This is a genomic window from Sphaerobacter thermophilus DSM 20745 (assembly GCF_000024985.1).
Taxonomy (GTDB): Bacteria; Chloroflexota; Chloroflexia; order Thermomicrobiales; family Thermomicrobiaceae; genus Sphaerobacter; species Sphaerobacter thermophilus.
This window is the reverse complement of the sequence record NC_013524.1, coordinates 816,618-835,870: the sequence shown is the minus strand read 5'-3', so window position 1 is coordinate 835,870 and position 19,253 is coordinate 816,618. Positions and strand designations below refer to the sequence as shown.

Annotated in this window: 17 protein-coding genes; 7 read left to right on the top strand and 10 right to left on the bottom strand. The window is 69.1% G+C overall.

The window, feature by feature from the left end:
* Positions 1-40: 40 nt before the first annotated feature.
* Positions 41-466, top strand: coding sequence for an OsmC family protein (locus STHE_RS15850; RefSeq protein WP_012873604.1), 426 nt, complete (start codon positions 41-43; stop codon positions 464-466).
* A 662-nt stretch (positions 467-1,128) separates the two neighbouring features.
* Here the strand turns inward: STHE_RS15850 and STHE_RS15845 are convergent.
* The 6 genes from STHE_RS15845 to STHE_RS15820 all read right to left on the bottom strand — a co-directional run bounded on the left by STHE_RS15845 (position 1,129) and on the right by STHE_RS15820 (position 8,117).
* On the bottom strand, positions 1,129-2,928 hold the full coding sequence (locus STHE_RS15845; RefSeq protein ID WP_012873603.1) for a heme o synthase: 1,800 nt from the start codon (positions 2,926-2,928) through the stop codon (positions 1,129-1,131).
* 168 nt (positions 2,929-3,096) lie between these two features.
* A complete protein-coding gene (locus STHE_RS15840; RefSeq protein ID WP_012873602.1) occupies positions 3,097-3,546 on the bottom strand; it encodes a hypothetical protein in 450 nt (149 codons plus the stop codon).
* 844 nt (positions 3,547-4,390) lie between these two features.
* Entirely contained in the window at positions 4,391-5,251 is an 861-nt protein-coding gene (gene mutM, locus STHE_RS15835) for a bifunctional DNA-formamidopyrimidine glycosylase/DNA-(apurinic or apyrimidinic site) lyase (RefSeq protein WP_012873601.1), read from the bottom strand.
* Between the two features lie 136 nt (positions 5,252-5,387).
* A complete protein-coding gene (locus tag STHE_RS15830) occupies positions 5,388-5,750 on the bottom strand; it encodes a hypothetical protein (protein ID WP_012873600.1) in 363 nt (120 codons plus the stop codon).
* Between the two features lie 230 nt (positions 5,751-5,980).
* On the bottom strand, positions 5,981-6,904 hold the full coding sequence (locus STHE_RS15825; protein ID WP_012873599.1) for an RNA polymerase sigma-70 factor: 924 nt from the start codon (positions 6,902-6,904) through the stop codon (positions 5,981-5,983).
* Entirely contained in the window at positions 6,897-8,117 is a 1,221-nt protein-coding gene (locus STHE_RS15820) for an NAD(P)/FAD-dependent oxidoreductase (protein WP_012873598.1), read from the bottom strand. Before STHE_RS15820 ends, STHE_RS15825 begins: the two co-directional genes overlap by 8 nt.
* A gap of 303 nt (positions 8,118-8,420) precedes the next feature.
* Here STHE_RS15820 and STHE_RS15815 point away from each other — a divergent pair, with 303 nt between their 5' ends.
* Complete coding sequence (locus STHE_RS15815) at positions 8,421-10,064, top strand: aspartate:alanine exchanger family transporter (RefSeq protein ID WP_012873597.1); 1,644 nt, start codon at positions 8,421-8,423, stop codon at positions 10,062-10,064.
* 106 nt (positions 10,065-10,170) lie between these two features.
* On the opposite strand, the gene hpt is transcribed toward STHE_RS15815, so the two are convergent.
* The 3 genes from hpt to STHE_RS15795 form a co-directional block, all read right to left on the bottom strand.
* Complete coding sequence (gene hpt / locus STHE_RS19625) at positions 10,171-11,151, bottom strand: hypoxanthine phosphoribosyltransferase (protein WP_012873596.1); 981 nt, start codon at positions 11,149-11,151, stop codon at positions 10,171-10,173.
* 26 nt (positions 11,152-11,177) lie between these two features.
* The gene (locus STHE_RS15800; protein WP_012873595.1) at positions 11,178-11,717 is read right to left on the bottom strand and encodes a (2Fe-2S) ferredoxin domain-containing protein; all 540 of its coding nucleotides are present in this window, start codon (positions 11,715-11,717) and stop codon (positions 11,178-11,180) included.
* 685 nt (positions 11,718-12,402) lie between these two features.
* Positions 12,403-12,720, bottom strand: coding sequence for a ferredoxin family protein (locus STHE_RS15795; protein ID WP_012873594.1), 318 nt, complete (start codon positions 12,718-12,720; stop codon positions 12,403-12,405).
* A gap of 410 nt (positions 12,721-13,130) precedes the next feature.
* On the opposite strand from STHE_RS15795, the gene STHE_RS15790 reads away from it, so the two are divergent.
* Positions 13,131-13,775, top strand: coding sequence for a response regulator transcription factor (locus STHE_RS15790; protein WP_012873593.1), 645 nt, complete (start codon positions 13,131-13,133; stop codon positions 13,773-13,775).
* 167 nt (positions 13,776-13,942) lie between these two features.
* On the opposite strand, the gene STHE_RS15785 is transcribed toward STHE_RS15790, so the two are convergent.
* Entirely contained in the window at positions 13,943-14,698 is a 756-nt protein-coding gene (locus tag STHE_RS15785; protein WP_012873592.1) for a creatininase family protein, read from the bottom strand.
* 357 nt (positions 14,699-15,055) lie between these two features.
* Between STHE_RS15785 and STHE_RS15780 the strand changes: the two genes are divergently transcribed.
* The 4 genes from STHE_RS15780 (at position 15,056) to STHE_RS15765 (ending at position 19,019) form a co-directional block, all read left to right on the top strand.
* Positions 15,056-16,000 carry a metal ABC transporter solute-binding protein, Zn/Mn family gene (locus STHE_RS15780; protein WP_012873591.1) on the top strand — a complete coding sequence of 315 codons (945 nt, stop codon included), beginning with the start codon at positions 15,056-15,058 and terminating at the stop codon, positions 15,998-16,000.
* 196 nt (positions 16,001-16,196) lie between these two features.
* Positions 16,197-16,991, top strand: coding sequence for a metal ABC transporter ATP-binding protein (locus STHE_RS15775; RefSeq protein WP_012873590.1), 795 nt, complete (start codon positions 16,197-16,199; stop codon positions 16,989-16,991).
* 7 nt (positions 16,992-16,998) lie between these two features.
* Positions 16,999-17,913, top strand: coding sequence for a metal ABC transporter permease (locus STHE_RS15770; RefSeq protein WP_012873589.1), 915 nt, complete (start codon positions 16,999-17,001; stop codon positions 17,911-17,913).
* Positions 17,910-19,019: a metal ABC transporter permease gene (locus STHE_RS15765; protein WP_012873588.1), complete on the top strand. Its 1,110-nt coding sequence runs from the start codon at positions 17,910-17,912 to the stop codon at positions 19,017-19,019. Before STHE_RS15770 ends, STHE_RS15765 begins: the two co-directional genes overlap by 4 nt.
* Positions 19,020-19,253: the final 234 nt, after the last annotated feature.

The following is a 19,253-nucleotide window of genomic DNA, read 5'->3' as shown; positions in this document are numbered from 1 at the left end:
CAGACTCATCCATGCCGGACTCAGGAGAAGGGAGGGCCACATGGCCGCGGAGCGCCGCGCTGAAGTCGTCTGGCAGGGGAACCTGTTCCAGGGGAGCGGGACCGTGTCCCTCGGGAGCGGGGTCATCTCGCAGCAGCCGGTCACCTGGGCCGCGCGCACCGAGCAGCCGGACGGCAAGACGAGCCCCGAAGAACTGATCGCCGGCGCCCACGCCGCCTGCTACGCCATGGCGCTGAGCAACACCCTGGCGGAGCACGGGCACACGCCCGAGCAGCTGGAGGTCACCGCCGTCTGCACCTTCGACCCCCCGAAGATCACCACGGTGGAACTGACGGTACGCGGCCGGGTCCCGGGCCTCGACGACGCGACCTTCAAGCAGATCGCGCAAGAGGGCGAGCAGAACTGCCCGGTTTCCAACGCGCTGCGGAACAACGTCGAGATCCGCCTCAACGCGGAACTTGCCTAGCACCTCACTCCCGGGCGGCGCGCGGCGCCGCCCGGGCTGTTGTAACGCCTCGCACGAGTCACGACAGCGGGCAGGTGGTCGTGGAACGGCCTCCGTCCGCTGCGTGCCAGCCGGGTCCGGCGCGGCGGTCGGGACCCGGCGCTAAAGCGGCCGGGCTCACAACAAAAGCCGGCTGAAGCCGGCTGGGGCAACGCAGAGCCAGCGCCTCGGCAGGATGGACCCCGCCGCCCGGCATGTGCCCGGGGCTCAAGCCGCCGGGCTGACAATACAAAGCCCACTGAAGGGGCTGGGGACGCCGCGCCCAGCAGGCGGCCAAACAACATACGCCGGGATGTCGCCATCACAGCCCGTTCAGTGGGCTGACCCAACTATTCAGCCCGGCGGCTTGAGCCCCGGGCACGCGCCGTGTGGCGGGATCCTCACACCACCCATCCCGAGGCATGTACCGCGGCGCGGGGATCCCCGCGCCAACACGCCCGTGTCCCGCCGCCAGCGCGAAACCAACCCCGGCGCGGCTGCGGCCGCGCGATTCCAAAGCGGCGGCTTGAGCCCCGGGCACATGCCGGGCGGCGGGATCCTCACACCACTCATCCCAGGGCACGCGCCACCCGGCGGCGGTCCTCACCACACCTGCGGAGCGCCCCTGACGCTCCCCGTAGCCGCTAGGCCAGGACCAACCGGTCCACGACCATAGCGAGGAAGAGGAGCGCCAGGTAGTAGTTGGAGTACATGAAGAGCGAGCGCGCCAGCAGGGGCTGCTGCGCCGGGCGGCGGAGCAACTGCACCGCCTTGTGGACGAACAGCCCACCCAGAACCGCAGCGACCGCGAAGTAGAGCAGCCCGTTCGCCCCCAGCGGGAAGACGAGCAGCAGGCTGGTGATCACCAGCAACAGCGTATAAATGAAGATCTGCTGCCGTGTCTTCGCATCGCCGTAGACGGCCGGGTACATCGGCACCCCCGCCGCAGCGTAGTCGCGTGTCTTGGAGCGGAACAGCGCCAGCGCCCAGAAGTGCGGCGGCGTCCAGGCAAACACGATGATGAACATGATGATCGCCGGCAGACCAACGTTGCCGGTGACGGCCGCCCAACCGACCAGGGGCGGGATCGCGCCCGCCGCGCCGCCGATCACGATGTTCTGCGGCGTCGCCCGCTTGAGCCACATGGTGTAGACGATGACGTAGAAGAGATTCCCGGCCAGCGAGAGGATCGCGGCCAGCGGGTTGACGAAGACCGCCATCAGGTAGACCGACAGCACGCTGAGGGTCACGCCGAAGATCAGCGCCTGCACCGGCGTCACCCGGCCGCCTGCGACCGGCCGGTTGCGGGTCCGCGTCATGATGCGGTCGATGTCGCGGTCAAGGTAGTGGTTGATCGCCGCCGCCCCGCCCGAGGCGAGCGCCCCGCCGATCAGCGTCCAGATGAGGATGCGCAGCGGCGGCAGCCCGGCCTTGGCGAAGAGCATGGCGCCAAGGGTGGTGGTCAGCAGCAGCGCCATAACCCCGGGCTTGGTCAAGACGAAGTAGTCGCGCCAGACCCGGCGAGCCGGCTGCGCCGCCGGCGCGCGCTCCGCTACCGGGAGCATCCGGTCCAACGCGGCCACGGAGACGACGACCCCCCAGACGATGGTCGCCACCGCGAGGTGCGCCGTCGTGATCACCGGGTTCAGTTCCACCCAGACATTGGCTGCCCCGACGAAGACCTGGGCGACCATCAACACCGCGCCACCGGTCGAAAGGCCCACCAGGGCCGGGGAGTCCGACCGGACCCGCCGCACGTGGATCGCCAGCGCCAGGATCAGCGTCGTCGTGATCGCCGCGACCCAGCGGTGCGTGAGGTGGATATCGACCGGTGTCCAGCCAGTGGGAACGACGCGGTCGCCGCACAGCGGCCAGCCGGTACAGGCGGTGCCGCTGCCGCTCAGCGCGGTGTAGGCGCCGGTTGCGAGCAGGGCAAAGGCCCCCACGGACGCCGCGATCGCCAGCCAGCCTGCGCTGGTGCGACGGCCGGCAGTTCGCCAATCGGCCGGCACGAGCCACCCGGCTGACGCGATCAGCGCGGCCAGCGCCACCACCGCCAGGAAGATCTCCGCCAGCGCCAGGTGCGCGGTCCCAACCGCAGCGCCGGCCGCCGGTTGCGCGGTGAACATCCCGAGCACGCCCTGGATCAGGACCAGCCCGAGCGCCGCCCCCGACAGGCCAAGCAGCAGCCCGCGCGAGCGCGACTCACGCCAGGCCAGGACCACCAGGCCGACACTGAGCAGCGTCACCACGACCGCGAAGGCGCGGTGGAAATAGTCAAACGCGATGGGGAACGAGAGGATCGGGGCGAGCGAACCGTCGCAGCCAACCCAGCCGGGTCCACAACCGGATTCCGCTCCAGCGACTCGCACTGCCCCGCCGAGGACAACGAGAAGATAACCGGTAAGGAGCGTGGTGACTGCGAGTTTCACATAGCGCGTCATCGGGGTTGTCTGTCACTCCCTCGCTGCCCGGGCGAGGCCCGGCGTCACCGGTACATAGCAGCCCCCGCGCGGGGTGCCGTGCTGGTCGGCATCCCGCGGCGCGGGGTGCTTCTATCATACCGCAGCCGCCATAGCTGCGCGCTGCGCAGGGCGATGGCGCGGGAGTGGTCAGGCGCGGGCCTTGAGCAGGCCGTCGATCTCCTCCAGCTTCTGGCGATCTCGATCGACCAGCGTCTTGAGGTAGTCCCGCAGGGACATCTGCCCGCGCGGCGTCTGCACGACCTTGTTCCACTCTTCATCCGGCAGGTCGCGCACCATCGCCAGGGTCGCCTCTCGCGCCGTGCCGAACTGCGACAGCAACACGTTGGGAGAGTTGCTCATCGACTCCGCGAACTCGGTCTCCGTGAGCGGGGCCTCGTCATCCTCGTCGACTGCGTCTCCCACCAGGATACGCTTGATTGCCTGCGAGGCGCGGAGTTCGCGGTCCCGCAAGCGGCGCAGCGTGCTGACCAGCGCCTCGTGCGCGTCGCCGGACAAGTCCTTCGCATCGCCGCGCACCCGGTGGTTCAATTCCCGGTAGGTCGCGATCAACCCGTTGATGATTTCCTGGTCGGGCATCGGCTCACATCCCTCCTTGCGTGGTGATCGTCCCCCGAGGCAGCCCGGTCTGGGCGAGCACGATCCCGGCGCAGTGCGCCGGTGGCGACCGTAGCGTCGCACGATTGCGCGGGTATGGCAAGCACCCACGTTGGGCGCCCATACGTTCAACGCTCGGCACGAGTACCACAGTCTCCCCTGCGCAGGCAAGCCCTCAACGAGAGCGGCCCCTGACAGCTACTCCCAAGCCCGGGAACGGTGGTGCGAGGGTCGCCGTGCCGTGGTAGGTGCCCGCGGGTAAACCCCCGGGCTGACAAGGAAAGCCCGCTGAAGCGGGCTGGACCTCGATTTGGGGTGCAGCGGCGCTGGCTGCCGCGTCGTTATGGCGCGAGATGGTGACGCGTGCCCGCGGATGGGTGATGCGAGGATCCTCGCGCCGTGCTCTAGGCCCGGGGCTAAAGCCGCCGGGCTACGAATGCGAAGCCCACTGAAGGGGCTGGGGACGCGGCGCCCCGTTGGTGGCCGATCGGGTCAGCCCGCGGGTGGACAAGAGAGCCCCTTCAGTGGGCTTTTCATATTCAGCCCGGGGGTAAACCCCCGGGCACACACCACGACACAGGGATCTCCACGCCACCGATCTAGCATCCGGACGACGGTACGACACCAACCCTGGCGCGGCATGATGCCGCGCCATACCAAAGCGGCGGCGTTGTCCGCCGCACTCCAAAGCCGGCTGAAGCCGGCTTTCGTTGTGAGCCCGGGGGTTTACCCCCGGGCACGAACCGGCTGATGGACACCGTACCACTTGGGCGTGGGTACCATGTCCCAAACCTGCTCTCGCGGGCTTTCGGTGAGGGGCGGAACCTCAGGGCGCCGGCTGGCACTGGGGGCAGAGGTAGGTGCCTCGGTTGTTGACGCGGATTTTGATAATCGCCGTGCCGCAGCGGGGGCAGGGCAGCCCCTCGCGTCCGTGGACGAAGGGGAACTCGCCGACCTCCGTCTGCGCCTTGCTGTTGAGGATGCGCGCGCCGCCGGTCGGCAAGGCAAGTTCCATGGTGGTGTGGATGCCCTCGTAGAGTCGCTCGATCTCGGCGTCTGTCAACGAGGCGGCGGTGCGCTCCGGATGGAGTTTGGCCTGCCACAGGCTCTCGTCGACGTAGATGTTGCCGAGCCCGGCGACGAGGCTCTGGTCGAGCAACGTGGGCTTCAGTCGGCCGACGGTCCGCCGGGCCAGCCCCTGACGCAGCGTCTCCACGGTGAACGCAGGGTCGAGCACGTCGGGACCCAAGTGCAGGCCCTCTCGGAAGGCAGGCAGGTCGTCGTGGGGCAGGAGCCAGACTCGGGCGAAGTGGCGAATGTCGGTCAGGTAGAGGTGTGCGTCACCGTCGAAGTCGAACCGCAGGTGGGTGGACTTGTGGGGCAGCGGCGCGTCGTAGGCGGGCACGGGATGGCCGGCGGCAAAGCCTGGGATACCGCTTCCGCGGGCGACGAGCTGCCCGGCAAGCTTCAAGTGGATGACCAGCACCGCCGGCTCGAAGCTGAGGAAGAGATACTTGCCGTGACGCTCGACGCACTCCAACCGGGATCCGACCAGCGCGTCGAGCGTCAGCCCCGGGGCGGGGACGACCAGTGCCGGGCGCGTCAACTCATAGCCGACCAGCACGCGCCCGAGCAGTTGCTCGGCAATGCCGCGCCGCGCGGCTTCGACCTCGGGCAGTTCCGGCACGGGGTGGTTCCTCCTCAGATCTGCGTCATGCGTCATCCGTGATGCGTGTTGCGTGTTCCGTGTTTCGTTTTTCTCCCCTCTCCCCTGGTGGGGCTCCGTCCGAGAGGGGCCGGGGGTGAGGGGGACGCATGACGTCCTACCCGCGGGTGACGCCGATTGATGCGCCGCGGATTCGGTCCCAATCCACTTCCCAGTAGCGCGGGTCGAAGGGATCCACATCCTGGCGGGGATCCATGGCGTTCCAGACGGTGGGGAAGGAGAAGTACTCCCGGCCGTCGACTTCCACACGGCGGACGACGCCGCCGGGGCGGTTGACCGGGAAGATCTCGCGGGGCGGTTTGCTAATGACCTCAGCCTGGAACCAGCCGTGCTCCGTGCACCGGCCGGCGTGCATCTGCCAGAGGAGGTTGGCTGTGACTGTGCCGATATTCCGAATGCGCACGTCCACCAGTTCCCGATCGCAGATCGGGCAGCGCATCGGCGTCCGCTGAACCTGCATTCCCGCGTGTCCTCCTGACCGCCATCGCCCGTACGTAGCCCGTCGCGACGCGACGAACCGCGAGCACATCCTACCATAGTAAGAACTGGCTTCCGCCGAGATCCGGTCATCCCACCTGCCGCCGCTCGCTGCATGCGCCACGAGCAGCACCCCGTGCGTCCTCCCGACCCAAGCCGGGCGGCACGTGGGCACCGCCCGGCGGCGTGGAGGGATTCGTTCTCCGGCGCTGGCTAGGAGGCGAGGGCCGTGCCTCGTGGCAGGTGGCGCAGTTTGTCGGGGTTGAGCACCATCCAGATCCGGTGGATCCGATCTCCGACCAGGTCGACCACGAAGGCGGTGTGCGGCTCTCCACCGGCGTAGAGCACCACGCCGGGCTGGCCGTTGATCTCGACGTGGTGTGCCGTGGTACCCGGCGGGATGCGCGGCGTGACGCCGATGCTGAAGCGCGCCACGCGGTCCGCACCCACGATCGGCCGGCGCGCGGCGCGGGCATGCGGCCCGCCGTCGGTCCACATCGTGATGTCGTCGGCCAGCAGCGTGAGCAGCCCCGGCAGGTCGCCGTTGGCGCAGGCGCCCAAGAACGCGTCGATCAACGCCTCCTGGCGCTCCGGCGGCACCTCGACCCGGCGGCGCTCGTCCGCGATTCGCTCCCGTGCCCGGCGCACGATCTGCCGGCAGTTGGTCGGGGTCTTGTCAACGATCGGCGCGATCTCAGCGTAGTCGTAGTCGAAGACCTCTCGCAGCAGGAAGACAGCCCGCTCTACCGGCTCCAGCCGCTCCAGCATGACGAGGAAGGCCAGGGAGATCGACTCCCGCTGCGCGGCGGTCTCCGCGATGTCCGGATACGACGCGGTCAGCAGCGGCTCGGGCAGCCAGGGGCCGACGTACTGCTCGCGGCGCACGCGGGCCGAGCGCAGGTGATCGATGCAGAGCCGGGTGATGGTCGTCGTCAGGTACGCCTTCGGCGAGGCGACCTCGCCGGCCGGGGCACGCAGCCAGCGCAGGAACGCCTCCTGGATCATGTCCTCGGCATCCATGACGCTGCCGAGCATCCGGTAGGCGATAGAGAAGAGGAGCGGCCGGTGCGCCGTGAAGGCGTCCAGCCGCTCCGCGGCCGTGTCCTCGCGGCGCTCCGGCTCGCCCGGATTACACATCAGTCGTCACTCCCGTCCGCGCGCCGGCCGGCAGCGCGTAGCTCGCGGTTTCCGTCGGCCGCAGCCACCAGTAAAGCGGGAGGCGCAGGCGTCGCTCCGCCTCGACGCTCGTGAGTGTATAGCGGCAGATCGCCTCTTTCACCACCGCCGCGGCCCGACCCGTCAGCACCCGATCACGCGGCGTGTCGTCGGATGCGACAAACTGGATCAGCCCATCGTGCCGGCCGAGGCTGATGCAGCGGAGGATGTAGCTGAAGCGGAACGGCTCGGGCTCCTGCCCACGGATCAGCCGGGCCAGCGTGTCACCGGCGTGCGCGCCCATCGGCTGCCCGGCGGCGCAGGACATCCGCAGCGGCTTGCCGCCTGGTCCGGGCGCCAGCGCGGCGTCCCCGGCGACCAGGATCTCCGGATGCCCAGGTACCTGCAGCGTCCGATCGACGATGACCTGCCCCCGCTCGTTGGTCGGCAACCCGGCCCGCGCCGCCAGGCCCGGCGCACGGAACCCACCGGCCCACAGGCAGATGTCGAACGGGATGCGCTCGCCGCCCGCGAGGCGAGCGACGCCCTCCTGGATCTCCTCAATCCGCGCGTGCTCGCGCAGCGCAATCCCGTGCCGCTCAAACACCCGCCGGATGTGTGCCGCCCCCGCCGGGGACAGATCCTCACCGAGCGCACCGGCCGTCACCAGTTCGATTGCGAGGCGCGGGAACCGCTCGGCCAGCTCGACCGCAGCCTCGATGCCGGTCAATCCGCCACCGACGATCAGAACCCGCCCGTCGCCCAGCCGCTCGAGCCGGGCCGCCAGATCCTTGGCGGTGGAGCGATCGTCGAGCGCCAGCGTGTGCTGGTGCAGCCCTGGGATGGGGGACAGATCCACCTGGCTGCCGAGCGCGTAGAGGAGCCAGTCGTAGCGCAACGTCCGCTGGCCATCGCGCGTCTGCACGGCGACGAGTTGGGCCTCCGGGTCGAGCTCGCTCGCCCGCCCCTGCATGAACTCCACCCCGGTGCCGCGCAGCAGCTCGGGGATCGACCGTCGCCGGAGCTGCTGACCGGCCGCGACCTGGTGCAGCCGGATGCGCTCCGGGAACTCCGCCTTCGCATCCACCAGCGTGACCCGCGACGGCACTCGGCGATTCGCCAGCCGAACGGCCGCCATCAGCCCGGCATAGCCCCCGCCCAGGATCACGACCTCCTGCGTCCGCTCCTTCGTCATCGGTCTCTCCTGTCCGTGTCGTGTCCGACCTTCACCCAGGAGACGAGACAGGGCGGCGCGGTGTGACAGGGGTGCGTGGTGCGTCATGCGTCATTCGTCGTGCGTCCCCCTCACCCCCGGCCCCTCTCGGACGGAGCCCACCAGGGGAAAGGGGAGGAACACGCAACACGCAGCACGGAACACGTATCACGCATGACGCATGACGCATAACGCATCACACCCCCGGCACGCGCCATGCCGGTATCTGGTCAGCACTGACCGCCCGGCAAGACACGGCGCGGCACTTCAAGCATTGGGGGACCGATGATCGATCTCTTGCGCGACAATCCGCTGCTGCTCTTGTTCGTGGTCGCGGCGATCGGCTACCCGATCGGGCGCATCACGGTCGCCGGGGTGAGTCTCGGCGTGGCGGCGGTCTTGTTCGCGGGGCTCGCCGTCGGGGCGCTCGACCCCGACCTCCAGCTCCCGGAGATCATCTACAACCTCGGCCTCGTGCTCTTCGTCTACACCATCGGCCTGAGCAGCGGTCGCGGCTTCTTCAGTGCCCTCCGTCGCAGAGGCCCCCGGGACAATCTCTTCGCGGCCGGCGTGCTCGCCTTCGCCGCCGTCCTCTCGACCGGAGCCTACGTGCTCCTCGATCTCAGCGCGGCGCACACGGCCGGCCTCTTCGCCGGGAGCGTCACCAACACCCCGGCACTGGCCGCGGTGCTCGACTATCTGCGGCTCAACCCGCCCCCCGGCCCGATCGATCAGATCCTCGCCGAGCCGGTGGTCGCCTACTCGGTCACCTACCCGATGGGCGTCGTCGGGGTGATCCTGGCGATCCTGCTGGTCCGCCGCCTCTGGCGCATCGACTACGCGACCGAGGCGCGGGCCATGCCGGACCTCCCCGCAGTCGAGAGCCGCCTAACCAACCGCACCATCCGCGTCACCCGGCCGGAGGCGACTGATGTCCCGATCGCGACCCTGGTCCAACGCCACGGCTGGGACGTGGTGTTCGGGCGCTACCGGCATGGACAGGAAACCCGCCTGGTCACGGCCGACACCCTCCTCGCGCCCGGCGACCTCATCACCGCCGTCGGCACCGAGGAGGAATTGGAGCGGGTCACCGCCGCCCTGGGCGAGACGAGCAATGAGCAACTCGACCTCGCACGCCACGAGCTCGACTTCCGCCGCATCTTCGTCTCCAACCCCAAGGTCGTCGGCCACCGGCTCCGCGACCTCAACCTCCCGCAGCAGTTCGGCGCCGTGATCACGCGCGTCCGGCGCGGCGACGTCGACTTCCTGCCCAGCGGCGACACGGTGCTGGAGCCGGGCGACCGCGTGCGCGTCGTCACCGCGCGGTCGAACATGGACGCGGTCAGCCGCTTCCTGGGCGACTCCTACCGCGCCCTCAGCGAGATCGACATCCTCACCTTCGGCCTGGGACTGGCGCTGGGGCTGCTGCTGGGACTGGTGCCGATCCCGTTGCCCGGCGGCCTCAGTTTCACGCTCGGGCTGGCCGGCGGCCCCTTGATCGTGGCGCTGGTGCTCGGGTCACTGGAACGGACCGGGCCGCTCGTCTGGAGCCTGCCCTACTCGGCGAACCTGACGATCCGCCAGATGGGGCTGATCTTCTTCCTGGCGGGAGTCGGCACCCGCGCCGGCCACCCCTTCGTCACCACCATCGTCGAGCGGAGCGGCCTCTTGCTCTTCGCAGCCGGTGTCGTTGTCACCACGACGACGGCATTCCTCGCCCTCTGGGTCGGCTACCGGCTGCTCCGCATCCCAATGGGGGTGCTGATCGGGATGGTGGCCGGCATCCACACCCAGCCGGCCGTCCTCGGCTTCGCGCTGGAGCAGACCGACAATGAACTGCCGAACGTCGGCTACGCGGCGGTTTACCCCATCGCCACCGTCGCCAAGATCGTCCTCGCCCAGGTGCTGTTGATGGTGCTGATACGATGATGCGGGTTGCGTGTTCCGTGTTCCGTCCTACTCCCCTCTCCCCTGATGGGCTCCGTCCGAGAGGGGTCGGGGGTGAGGGGGCGGATGACGGATGACGTAGGACTCCTCACTCCCCCGGCAAAGCCTCTTCGTACACCTCGCGCTTGAGCACACAGAGGAAGGGGAGGTTGCGGTAGAGCTCGCGGTAGTCGAGCCCGTAGCCGACCACGAACTCGTTGGGGATGGTGAAGCCCACGTAGTCCACCGGCACCGGCACCAGACGCCGCTCGGCCTTGTCGAGCAGGGTGCAGACCCGCAGGCTGGCGGGCTCGCGCTCCCGCAAGGTGCGCAGCACGAAGTCGACCGACACCCCGGTGTTCACGATGTCCTCAACCAGGAGCACGTGCTGCCCGCGCACGTCCAGGTCAAGATCTTTGGTGATATGGACCCCCTCGCCGGTGTGTGCCAGTTGGAGGTAGTCGATAGCCAGCGGCCGAGTGATCGCGCGAGACAGATCAGCCAGGAAGAAGGTGATCCCCTTGAGCACGCCCACCAGCAGGATCGACTCCCCGGCGTAGTCGGCCGAGATCTGCTGGCCCAGCTCCGCGACCCGCCCCTGGATCTCGGCGGCGCTCAGCAGCACCCGCTCGATCTGATCGGGCCGCAGCGACGTGATGTGCACCGAGCCGTACCCGAAGCGGGAGAGCAGCTCGTGGAAGTCCTTGCGGTAGAGGAGCACGATGTTGATGTTCGGGTAGAGCTGGCGCAGCCGCCGCACCTTGCGGTTCTTCCGCGTGACCAGGCTCTGCCGCATCGTGGTCAACTCGACGTAAAGATCCTGCTCGGGCAGGTAGAAGTCGGGGCGGAACATCTCGGCCACCCGGCCGTCCCGCCAGCGCAGGGGGAAGGCCTTGGGCTCGTACTCCCAGCGAATGCGGTAGAAGTCCAGGAAGGCGGCGAACTCCGCCTCGGCGGGGTGAGCGAAGCGAGGCTTACTCGGCTCGGAGGACGAGGTCGACTCGGTGGAAGCGGGGGACGGGGCGCCCCCCGGCTCGGACGGGACATCATCCGGCTCGGGGTTCCGGATGACCTCCTTGGGTTCTCCCATCACACCTGTTTCCTCGTGCCGCGTCCTCAGGTCCCGGCGGCCTCCTCGGACGGTTCCCCCACGATCCCGTAGCGCTGCCGCGCCTTGCTGGTGACCATGATCACCGGCCGGTCATCGATCTGCTTGCGAGCGATGAACCCGCGCCGCGCCTGCTCGTTGACCCAGGACTCGTCCCAGCCGTGCGCCTGTGCCAGCGCCAGGAAGTCCTCGGGAGAGATCGGCTCGGCCCGCACCGCCGCCTCGTAGATCTCGCGGCGGGCCTGCTCCTCCCCCTCGTAGGGCTTCAGCAGGAGACGCTCCACCGGCTTGCCGCCGGGGCGGAGCGACTCGACCAGCTCCGGAATGTCCGACGTCTTGACCCCGTGGTAGATGATCCGGTCGGGATAGACGACGATATTGGGCCCGATGTCGCAGATGTCGATCGAGTCGCAGGTGTTGGCCAGGACGTCGACATCGAGCCCCTTACGCTTGAGCTCAATGCGGAGCCGACCGGCGACCGCCTGCGCACCCTTCTGGTTGCAGTGCTGCGCGGTACAGATCAAGACATGCTTGCGGGTCCAATACACAGGGGGCGTCCTTCCCGGCTGGCGACCGATGCCGGGCCGCTTCACAGCCCAGCCTTCGCTCTCCTAGTCTACCACCCACCCCGCGCCGGGGCGGACCGGGCAGGGCGCGGCGGCCGAGACTACGGCGGTGGCGCGTGCCCGGGGCGGGGTGGTAAGAGGATTCGGCACCGCGGTGAGGACCTAGGGCTATCGCGGTCCGCAGCGTGGTAGGAGGAATCCGCGCCGTGGTCGGGGCCCGGGGGAACCCTCCGGGCTCACAAGAAAAGCCGGCTAAAGCCGGCTAGGATAACTGCGTTCACATCCCGGCGTTGGGTGCCGCCGCCCGGCATGTGCCCGGGGCTAAAGCAGCCGGGCTGAATACAGGGTAAGCCCACTGAAGGGGTTGTGATACCTACATGTCGGCGGACCCGATCCGGCCACCCACCGGATTCAGCTTCTTCAGTCCCTTCAGTGGACGTCGCCGTGTCAGACCGGGGGTGAACCCCCGGGCAGTCACCGACCGGCGGACACCACATCTCCGGGATCTGAGTCCGATGTCCCCAGCCGGCTTCAGCCGGCTTTCGTTGTGAGCCCGGCGGCTTCAGCCCCGGGCACGTGCCGCGCGCGGCCCCTCCCCGCGCCCCGTCCGGCACGAAAAACGGCGGCCTCGGCCGCCGCTTGCCGATGCGCTGGGAATGGCGGGGTATCACCCGTACCGGTACTGGATGCCGAAGCCGCCGCGGGGGTAGGTCCACTCGATGTTGTCGAACTCGTAGCAGACGATCCGGCAGGTGCCGCACTCGACGCAGCCCTCGTAGGAGAACAGGACCCGCCCGTCCGGCTGAGGGGTGTAGCATGCCGCCGGGCAACAGTTGACGCACTGCTGGCGCTCGCACTGGAGGCAGACGTCGGGGTCGATGATGCGGATGTGGGCGCGGGTCGGGTCGACGTTGTAAGTGTCGATGGCGAGCTTGCGCTCAAGTCCCGCTCGATCCTTGATCCCGTCGCGAACAACGACTGACATACATCCGTCTCCCGGCACCCGCGGGCAACCCGGCCGGCTGCGCCGCGTCGATATTCGGCGATCCGCGGCAACTGTACCCCCCGGCAGATACCGCGTCAACGTGCGGGGGCCCGGATCGGCGCCGGAATCCCCGGCCGGACGGGCATGACGCGGGGGTGCATAGCGCGATCTCGCAGCCCGCCGGGATCGGCCGCTGCGCCGCGCACGCGCGCCGGTTCCCGCACACCGTCCAGATGAACATTCTCTCATCCACAATGCAGTTCTCGGTGATATACCGGAACGGCAACAACTGATACGCTCTCTTGCGAATCCGGATCACGTCGTTGCATGACCGTGCGAGATCCAGCAACCCGAGGTCGCCAGCGCTGGGAACGATGCGCTGCCACGACGGGAAGGGAGGGGATCGCACTATGGACCGACGTACATCTCCGAGCCGGCGACGCGTGCTCCTTGTCGACGATCATGCGCTCTACCGCCGCGGGCTGCGCCGCCTCCTTGAAGAGAGTGGCGCATATACCGTCGTCGGGGAAGCATCAAGCGCGTACGAGGCACTGGCACAGATCGAGCAGCACCAGGTCCGGCTGGTGCTGCTCGACCTCCATCTGCCGGGTGTCACCGGCGTGCAACTCACGACCGTGCTGAAGCGGCGCCGCAACGCGCCGCGGGTTGTCATGCTCGCCAGGAGCGCCGACGAGGGGAACGTCCGCGCCGCGCGCACGGCCGGCGCGGACGCCTACATCACCAAGAGGAGCACCAACAAGGAACTGCTGGCGACGCTTGACCGGGTCTGCGCTCAGCCACGGGCTGCGCCGGCCCGGGACGCGGCGGCCCTCCCGCTCTCCACGCGAGAGGTCGAGATCCTCGACTGCATGGTGCGGGGGCTGTCGAACCGGGAGATCGCCGAGGCGCTCTTCATCTCCGAGCAGACGGTCAAGAACCACATGAGCCGCCTGTTCCACAAGCTCCACGTGCGCGACCGGCTCCAAGCCGTGCTCTTCGCCATCCAGCACGGCTGGGTAGACCCCGGCCGCCCGGCCGACCGACACCCGGCGTGATGCGTGATGCGTGATGCGTGTAGCGTGTTTCGTGGTGCGTACTGCGTAGTGGTCGCTCGCCCTCTGGCGACTCCGTCCCGGTGCTGCCAGGAGCGAGGAGCATTTGCCTAGCCACGTGCAACGCAACACGGAACACGCACCACGCAATACGCAACACGCAATACGTCCTACATCCGCTCGCGGAAGTAGGCCGCCAGCATGTCAGCCAGGGCGGCGATGTAGCGCTCGCCGCGGGCAGCATCGGCCGGGCGGGCATCGCCCAGGATGCCGTTCGCGGTCAAGGCGGTCATCCCGCGCTCGAAGATCAGTTGGGCGGCGCCTGCATCGAACGTGCCGACGAAGCCCTCGGCCGCCTGGCTCATGTCCACCAGGTCCGGCCGGGCTGCCAACACCATCGAGGTCTCGGCCTCACCCGCGTGCGCGCCCGCCACCTGCGGCGTGATGCCGTCCTGCGCCGCAATCTCCTCCATGGGCTTCATGAACGCCATCAGGTCGGTGTAGGGCAGGTAGCGCGCGCCGCCGATTTGCCCGCCGGTCTCCTCCTCCAGCTCCCGCAGCGGGGCAAAGTTGCCGCCGTGGCTCGGGATCACGATGACGGTCGTGAACCCATGGTGCGCCAGGCTCGCCACGTAGTGCCGCACCACCGCCTTGAAAGTGGCCGTGTCGAGCGTGATCGTGCCGGGGAAGGCCATGTGGTGCTCCGAGACGCCGAACGGGATGGTCGGGCCGACCAGCACGTTGCCCAGCCGTTCCGCCACCGCCTCGGCCAGGACGGTGCCGAGCAGCGTGTCGGTCTGAAACGGCAACTGCGGGCCATGCTGCTCCATCGACCCGGCCGCCGTCACCACCGTGCGCGTCCCGGAATCCAGGAGCGCCCGGACGTCGGGCCAGTGCAGGTCCGCCAGCCGCTTGATCTCCGCCATGGTGATCCTCTCCTTTGCCTCACGCTCAGCATGTCGCCCCGCATCCTGTCGTCCCGAGCAGAGTGACGGATCTCGGTTGGGTCGGTCGCTCCAATAGGAGATCCTTCGCTTCGCTCAGCATGACAGGATGCGCGGAGCAATAGTGCACATGCTGTGGCTGACTGCTCACAGCGCCATTCGCGCCCAGCCGGCATTCTCGCACAGCGCCGGAGCCGGGGCACCGGCCGGGCCGCCGACCGCCGAATTTAGCTGTGTCTAATATTGACAAGGGCTTATGACTAAATTAGACTGGTGATCGTGTGAAACAGGGGGCGCCGCGACGTACCCGGCGCCGAACCAGGGAGGCAACGAGACCGGATGACGCATCGCCGCTGGCTGGCACTGGCTCTGATCGCTGCCCTCCTCCTCAGCGGGTGCGGCCGCGTGGCCAGCGGAGCCGCGCAGGTGGACGTGGAGGGGCGGCAGGTGCGCGCCGTCGCCACCATCGGCATGATCGCCGACGTGGTCGAGCAGGTCGGCGGCGAGCGGGTCACGGTCGTCGGGCTGATGGGTCCCGGAGTGGACCCGCACCTCTATAAGGCCAGCGAGGGGGACGTGATCCGCCTGGCCGAGGCCGACATCGTCTTCTACAACGGCCTGCACCTGGAGGCCAAGATGGCCGAGGTGTTCGAGCGGATGCAGGGCCGCACCCGAACCGTCGCGGTGACCGACGGCATCCCGCGCGACCTGCTCCTCGCTCCACCGGCCTTCGCCGGGGCCTTCGACCCCCACGTCTGGTTCGATGTCTCCCTCTGGATGTACACGGTCGAGGCTGTGCGCGACGCGCTGATCGACCTCGACCCCGGCAGCGCCGACCTCTACCGCGCCAACGCCGACCGCTACCTGGCGGAACTGGCCGATCTGCACGCCTACGTCACGGCCCAGGCCGAGCGCATCCCGCCGCAGCAGCGGGTCTTGATCACCGCGCACGATGCCTTCAACTACTTCGGCCGCGCCTACGGGTTCGAAGTCCGCGGCCTGCAGGGTATCAGCACCGCCACCGAGGCCGGCACCGCCGACGTCCAGGAGCTGGCGGACTTCATCGTCGAACGCCGCATCCGGGCCATGTTCGTCGAGTCCTCCGTCTCACCGCGTGCCATCGAGGCGGTGCAGGCGGCGGTCCGCGCCCGCGGCTTCGAGGTCGCGGTCGGCGGGCAGCTCTACTCCGACGCGATGGGCAGCCCCGGCACACCGGCCGGCACCTACATCGGCATGGTCCGCCACAACATCGACACCATCGTCGCGGCGCTGGAGGGGGAGTAGGCGTCATGCGTATTGCGTATTCCGTGCTCCGTGTTGCGTGTTCCGTCCCGCGTCCCCTCACCCCCGGCCCCTCTCGGACGGAGCCCACCAGGGGAGAGGGGAGAACAACGAAACACGGAACACGGAACACGCATCGCGCAACACGGGTGACGTATGACGCATGACGCCTGATCCACGACGGAAAGGACCCAGATCGATGCTCGCAACCACCACCGCCACCGCGCACCCGATCACCGTCCGCGACCTGACCGTCGCCTACCAGGACCGCGCCGTCCTCTGGGATGTGGACCTCGATGTCCCTGGCGGCGTGCTGATGGCGATCGTCGGACCGAACGGCGCCGGCAAGACGACGCTGATCAAGGCCATCCTCGGGCTGGTGCCGGTCGTCGCCGGGCAGGTGCGCATCGAGGGCAAGCCGCTGGCGGAGGTGCGCCGCCGGGTCGCCTACGTGCCCCAACGCGGCAGCGTCGACTGGGACTTCCCGACCAGCGTTCTCGACGTCGTGATGATGGGCCGCTACGGCGCGCTCGGCTGGATCCGCCGCCCGGGCCAGCGAGAGCGGCAGGCCGCGCTCGACGCCCTGGAGCAGGTGGGCATGCGCGACTTCGCCGGCCGGCAGATCAGCCAGCTCTCCGGCGGCCAGCAGCAGCGCGTCTTCCTGGCCCGCGCCCTGGTGCAGGACGCCGCCATCTACCTGATGGACGAGCCCTTCCAGGGCGTCGACGCCACTACCGAGCGGACCATCGTCGGGCTGCTGCGCGACCTGCGCTCGGCCGGCAAGACGGTCGTCGTCGTGCACCACGACCTCCAGACCGTGCCCGAGTACTTCGACTGGGTGACGCTGCTCAACGTGCGCAAGATCGCCAGCGGTCCGGTCGAGGAGGTCTTCACCCCCGAGCTGCTGCGGCGCACCTACGGCGGCCACATCGCCTTCCTGGGCCAGCCCGGCCAGGACGGCACCGTCGCGGCCGTGGCAGGCGGGGAGGAGTAGCGCCCCCATGCCGGACCTGCTCCACGACCTGCTGTTCGACTACACCCTGCGCACCGTCGCGCTCGGCGCCGCCATCCTCGGCATCGTCAGCGGCACCCTCGGCTCCTACGCCGTGCTCCGGCGGCAGAGCCTCCTGGGCGACGCCATCTCCCACGCCGCGCTCCCCGGCATCGCCCTCGCCTTCCTCCTGACCGGGAGCAAGGCGCCGCTGGTGCTCGTCCTCGGCGCCGCCGTGGCCGGATGGCTCGGCACCCTGCTCGTCATGGGCGTCGTGCGCACCACCCGCGTCAAGTTCGACAGCGCCCTCGGCATCATCCTCTCGGTCTTCTTCGGCATCGGCCTGGTGCTGCTGACCTTTATCCAGAAGCGGGAGGACGCGACCCAGGCGGGCCTCGACAAGTTCCTCTTCGGCCAGGCCGCGACGATCCTGGCCCAGGACGTCGTCACCATGGCCGCGCTCGGCGGGGTGGCCCTGCTCCTCATGCTCCTCTTCTGGAAGGAGCTGAAGCTCCTGAGCTTCGACCCGGAGTTCGGCCGCACCCTGGGCTTCCCGATCCGCGCGCTCGACGTCCTCCTGACCACCCTGCTGGTCATCGCCATCGTGGTCGGCCTGCAGATGGTCGGCGTGGTGCTGATGAGCGCGCTGGTGGTCGCCCCGGCCGCCGCGGCGCGCCAGTGGACCGACCGGCTGGGGCTGATGATCGCCCTCGCCGGGGGCTTCGGCGCGCTGGCGGGCGTCAGCGGCGCGGTCATCAGCAGCACCGCTGCCCGGCTTCCGACCGGCCCGCTCATCGTCCTCTGCGCCAGCGCCCTGGTGCTGATCTCCCTCTGCTTCGCACCCAACCGGGGCATCGTGTGGAACGCGCTGCGCCAGCGGCGTAACCGGCGGCGCCTGCAGGTGGAGGGGGAGGTGATCCCGTGAGCGCGCCCCAGATCGAGATCCAGCTCATCGCCGTCGTCGTCGCGGCGGCCTGCGCCCTGCCCGGCACGTTCCTGGTGCTGCGCCGCATGGCGCTCATGAGCGACGCCATCAGCCACGCCATCCTGATCGGCATCGTCCTCGCCTTCTTCATCACCGAGGACCTGGCGTCCCCGCTCCTGATCGTCGGCGCCACCCTGACCGGCGTCGTGACCGTGAGCCTGGTCGAACTGCTGAACCGCACCGGCCGGGTGCGGGAGGACGCCGCGATCGGCCTGGTCTTCCCGGTGCTCTTCAGCGCCGCGGTGCTGCTGATCGCCCGCTACGCCGGCAACGTCCACCTCGACACCGACGCCGTCCTCCTCGGCGAACTGGCCTTCGCCCCCTTCGACCGGTTCATCGTGGCCGGCTGGGATCTCGGCCCCCGCGCGCTCTACCTGATGGGCGGCATCCTGGCGCTGAACGTCGTCGTCATCGGCCTGCTCTACAAGGAACTGAAGCTCGTCACCTTCGACGCCGGGCTGGCAGCCGCGCTCGGCTTCACCCCGGCCGTGGTCCACTACATTTTGATGTCGCTGGTGTCGGTCACCGCCGTCGGGGCCTTCGAGGCGGTCGGCTCAATCCTGGTCGTGGCGCTGATGATCGCGCCCCCGGCGACCGCCTACCTCCTGACCGATCGGCTGCCGGTCATGCTCGGCCTCGGCGCGCTCACCGGCGCGGTGGCAGCCATCGGCGGCTACTGGCTGGCCCACTGGCTCGACGCCTCAATCGCCGGGTCGATGGCCACGGTGGCCGGGCTCCTCTTCGGCGCCGCCTGCCTCTTCGCCCCCCAGCGGGGCGTGATCGCCGCCGCCCGCCGCCGGGCTGCGCAGCGCTGGGAGTTCGCCCAGACCATGCTCGCCATCCACCTCTTCAACCACCGCGACACGCCCGACGCCGCCACCGAGAGCCGCGTCGACCACCTCCAGGAGCACCTCCGCTGGGATCCCGACTTCGCCGCCCAGGTCATCCACCGCGCCGAACGCCGCGGCCTCATCCACCGCCACGGCCAGGCGCTGACCCTGACCGGCGAAGGCATGCGCGTGGCCCAGGAGGCGTTGGTGGGGTAGGGGCGGCGTAGCGATCCCCGGTTGGCCGGAAATCGTGTCCCACCCAGCCCGTAGGCAGTTAACGGGCATCCTGACACCCTGGATTCGCATCCGTCATCGTGGTACTAAGGCCCTGCCCGAGCCACCCCGATCGACGTCTCGTCCTCGGAACCTATCCTGTTCGCCGACCGTCTAGACGATGATCCCTCACGATCGCGGCCGGATTGCCAGCCGCCCGTTTACGTCGTCCACTGG

Excerpts from the sequence above, each read along its gene's own strand:
- STHE_RS15850 (WP_012873604.1), top strand. The coding sequence starts at position 41 with ATGGCCGCGGAGCGCCGCGCTGAAGTCGTCTGGCAGGGGAACCTGTTC.
- STHE_RS15845 (WP_012873603.1), bottom strand. The coding sequence starts at position 2,928 with ATGACGCGCTATGTGAAACTCGCAGTCACCACGCTCCTTACCGGTTAT.
- STHE_RS15840 (WP_012873602.1), bottom strand. The coding sequence starts at position 3,546 with ATGCCCGACCAGGAAATCATCAACGGGTTGATCGCGACCTACCGGGAA.
- STHE_RS15830 (WP_012873600.1), bottom strand. The coding sequence starts at position 5,750 with ATGCAGGTTCAGCGGACGCCGATGCGCTGCCCGATCTGCGATCGGGAA.
- STHE_RS15825 (WP_012873599.1), bottom strand. The coding sequence starts at position 6,904 with ATGTGTAATCCGGGCGAGCCGGAGCGCCGCGAGGACACGGCCGCGGAG.
- STHE_RS15820 (WP_012873598.1), bottom strand. The coding sequence starts at position 8,117 with ATGACGAAGGAGCGGACGCAGGAGGTCGTGATCCTGGGCGGGGGCTAT.
- STHE_RS15815 (WP_012873597.1), top strand. The coding sequence starts at position 8,421 with ATGATCGATCTCTTGCGCGACAATCCGCTGCTGCTCTTGTTCGTGGTC.
- hpt (WP_012873596.1), bottom strand. The coding sequence starts at position 11,151 with ATGGGAGAACCCAAGGAGGTCATCCGGAACCCCGAGCCGGATGATGTC.
- STHE_RS15795 (WP_012873594.1), bottom strand. The coding sequence starts at position 12,720 with ATGTCAGTCGTTGTTCGCGACGGGATCAAGGATCGAGCGGGACTTGAG.
- STHE_RS15790 (WP_012873593.1), top strand. The coding sequence starts at position 13,131 with ATGGACCGACGTACATCTCCGAGCCGGCGACGCGTGCTCCTTGTCGAC.
- STHE_RS15785 (WP_012873592.1), bottom strand. The coding sequence starts at position 14,698 with ATGGCGGAGATCAAGCGGCTGGCGGACCTGCACTGGCCCGACGTCCGG.
- STHE_RS15780 (WP_012873591.1), top strand. The coding sequence starts at position 15,056 with ATGACGCATCGCCGCTGGCTGGCACTGGCTCTGATCGCTGCCCTCCTC.
- STHE_RS15775 (WP_012873590.1), top strand. The coding sequence starts at position 16,197 with ATGCTCGCAACCACCACCGCCACCGCGCACCCGATCACCGTCCGCGAC.
- STHE_RS15770 (WP_012873589.1), top strand. The coding sequence starts at position 16,999 with ATGCCGGACCTGCTCCACGACCTGCTGTTCGACTACACCCTGCGCACC.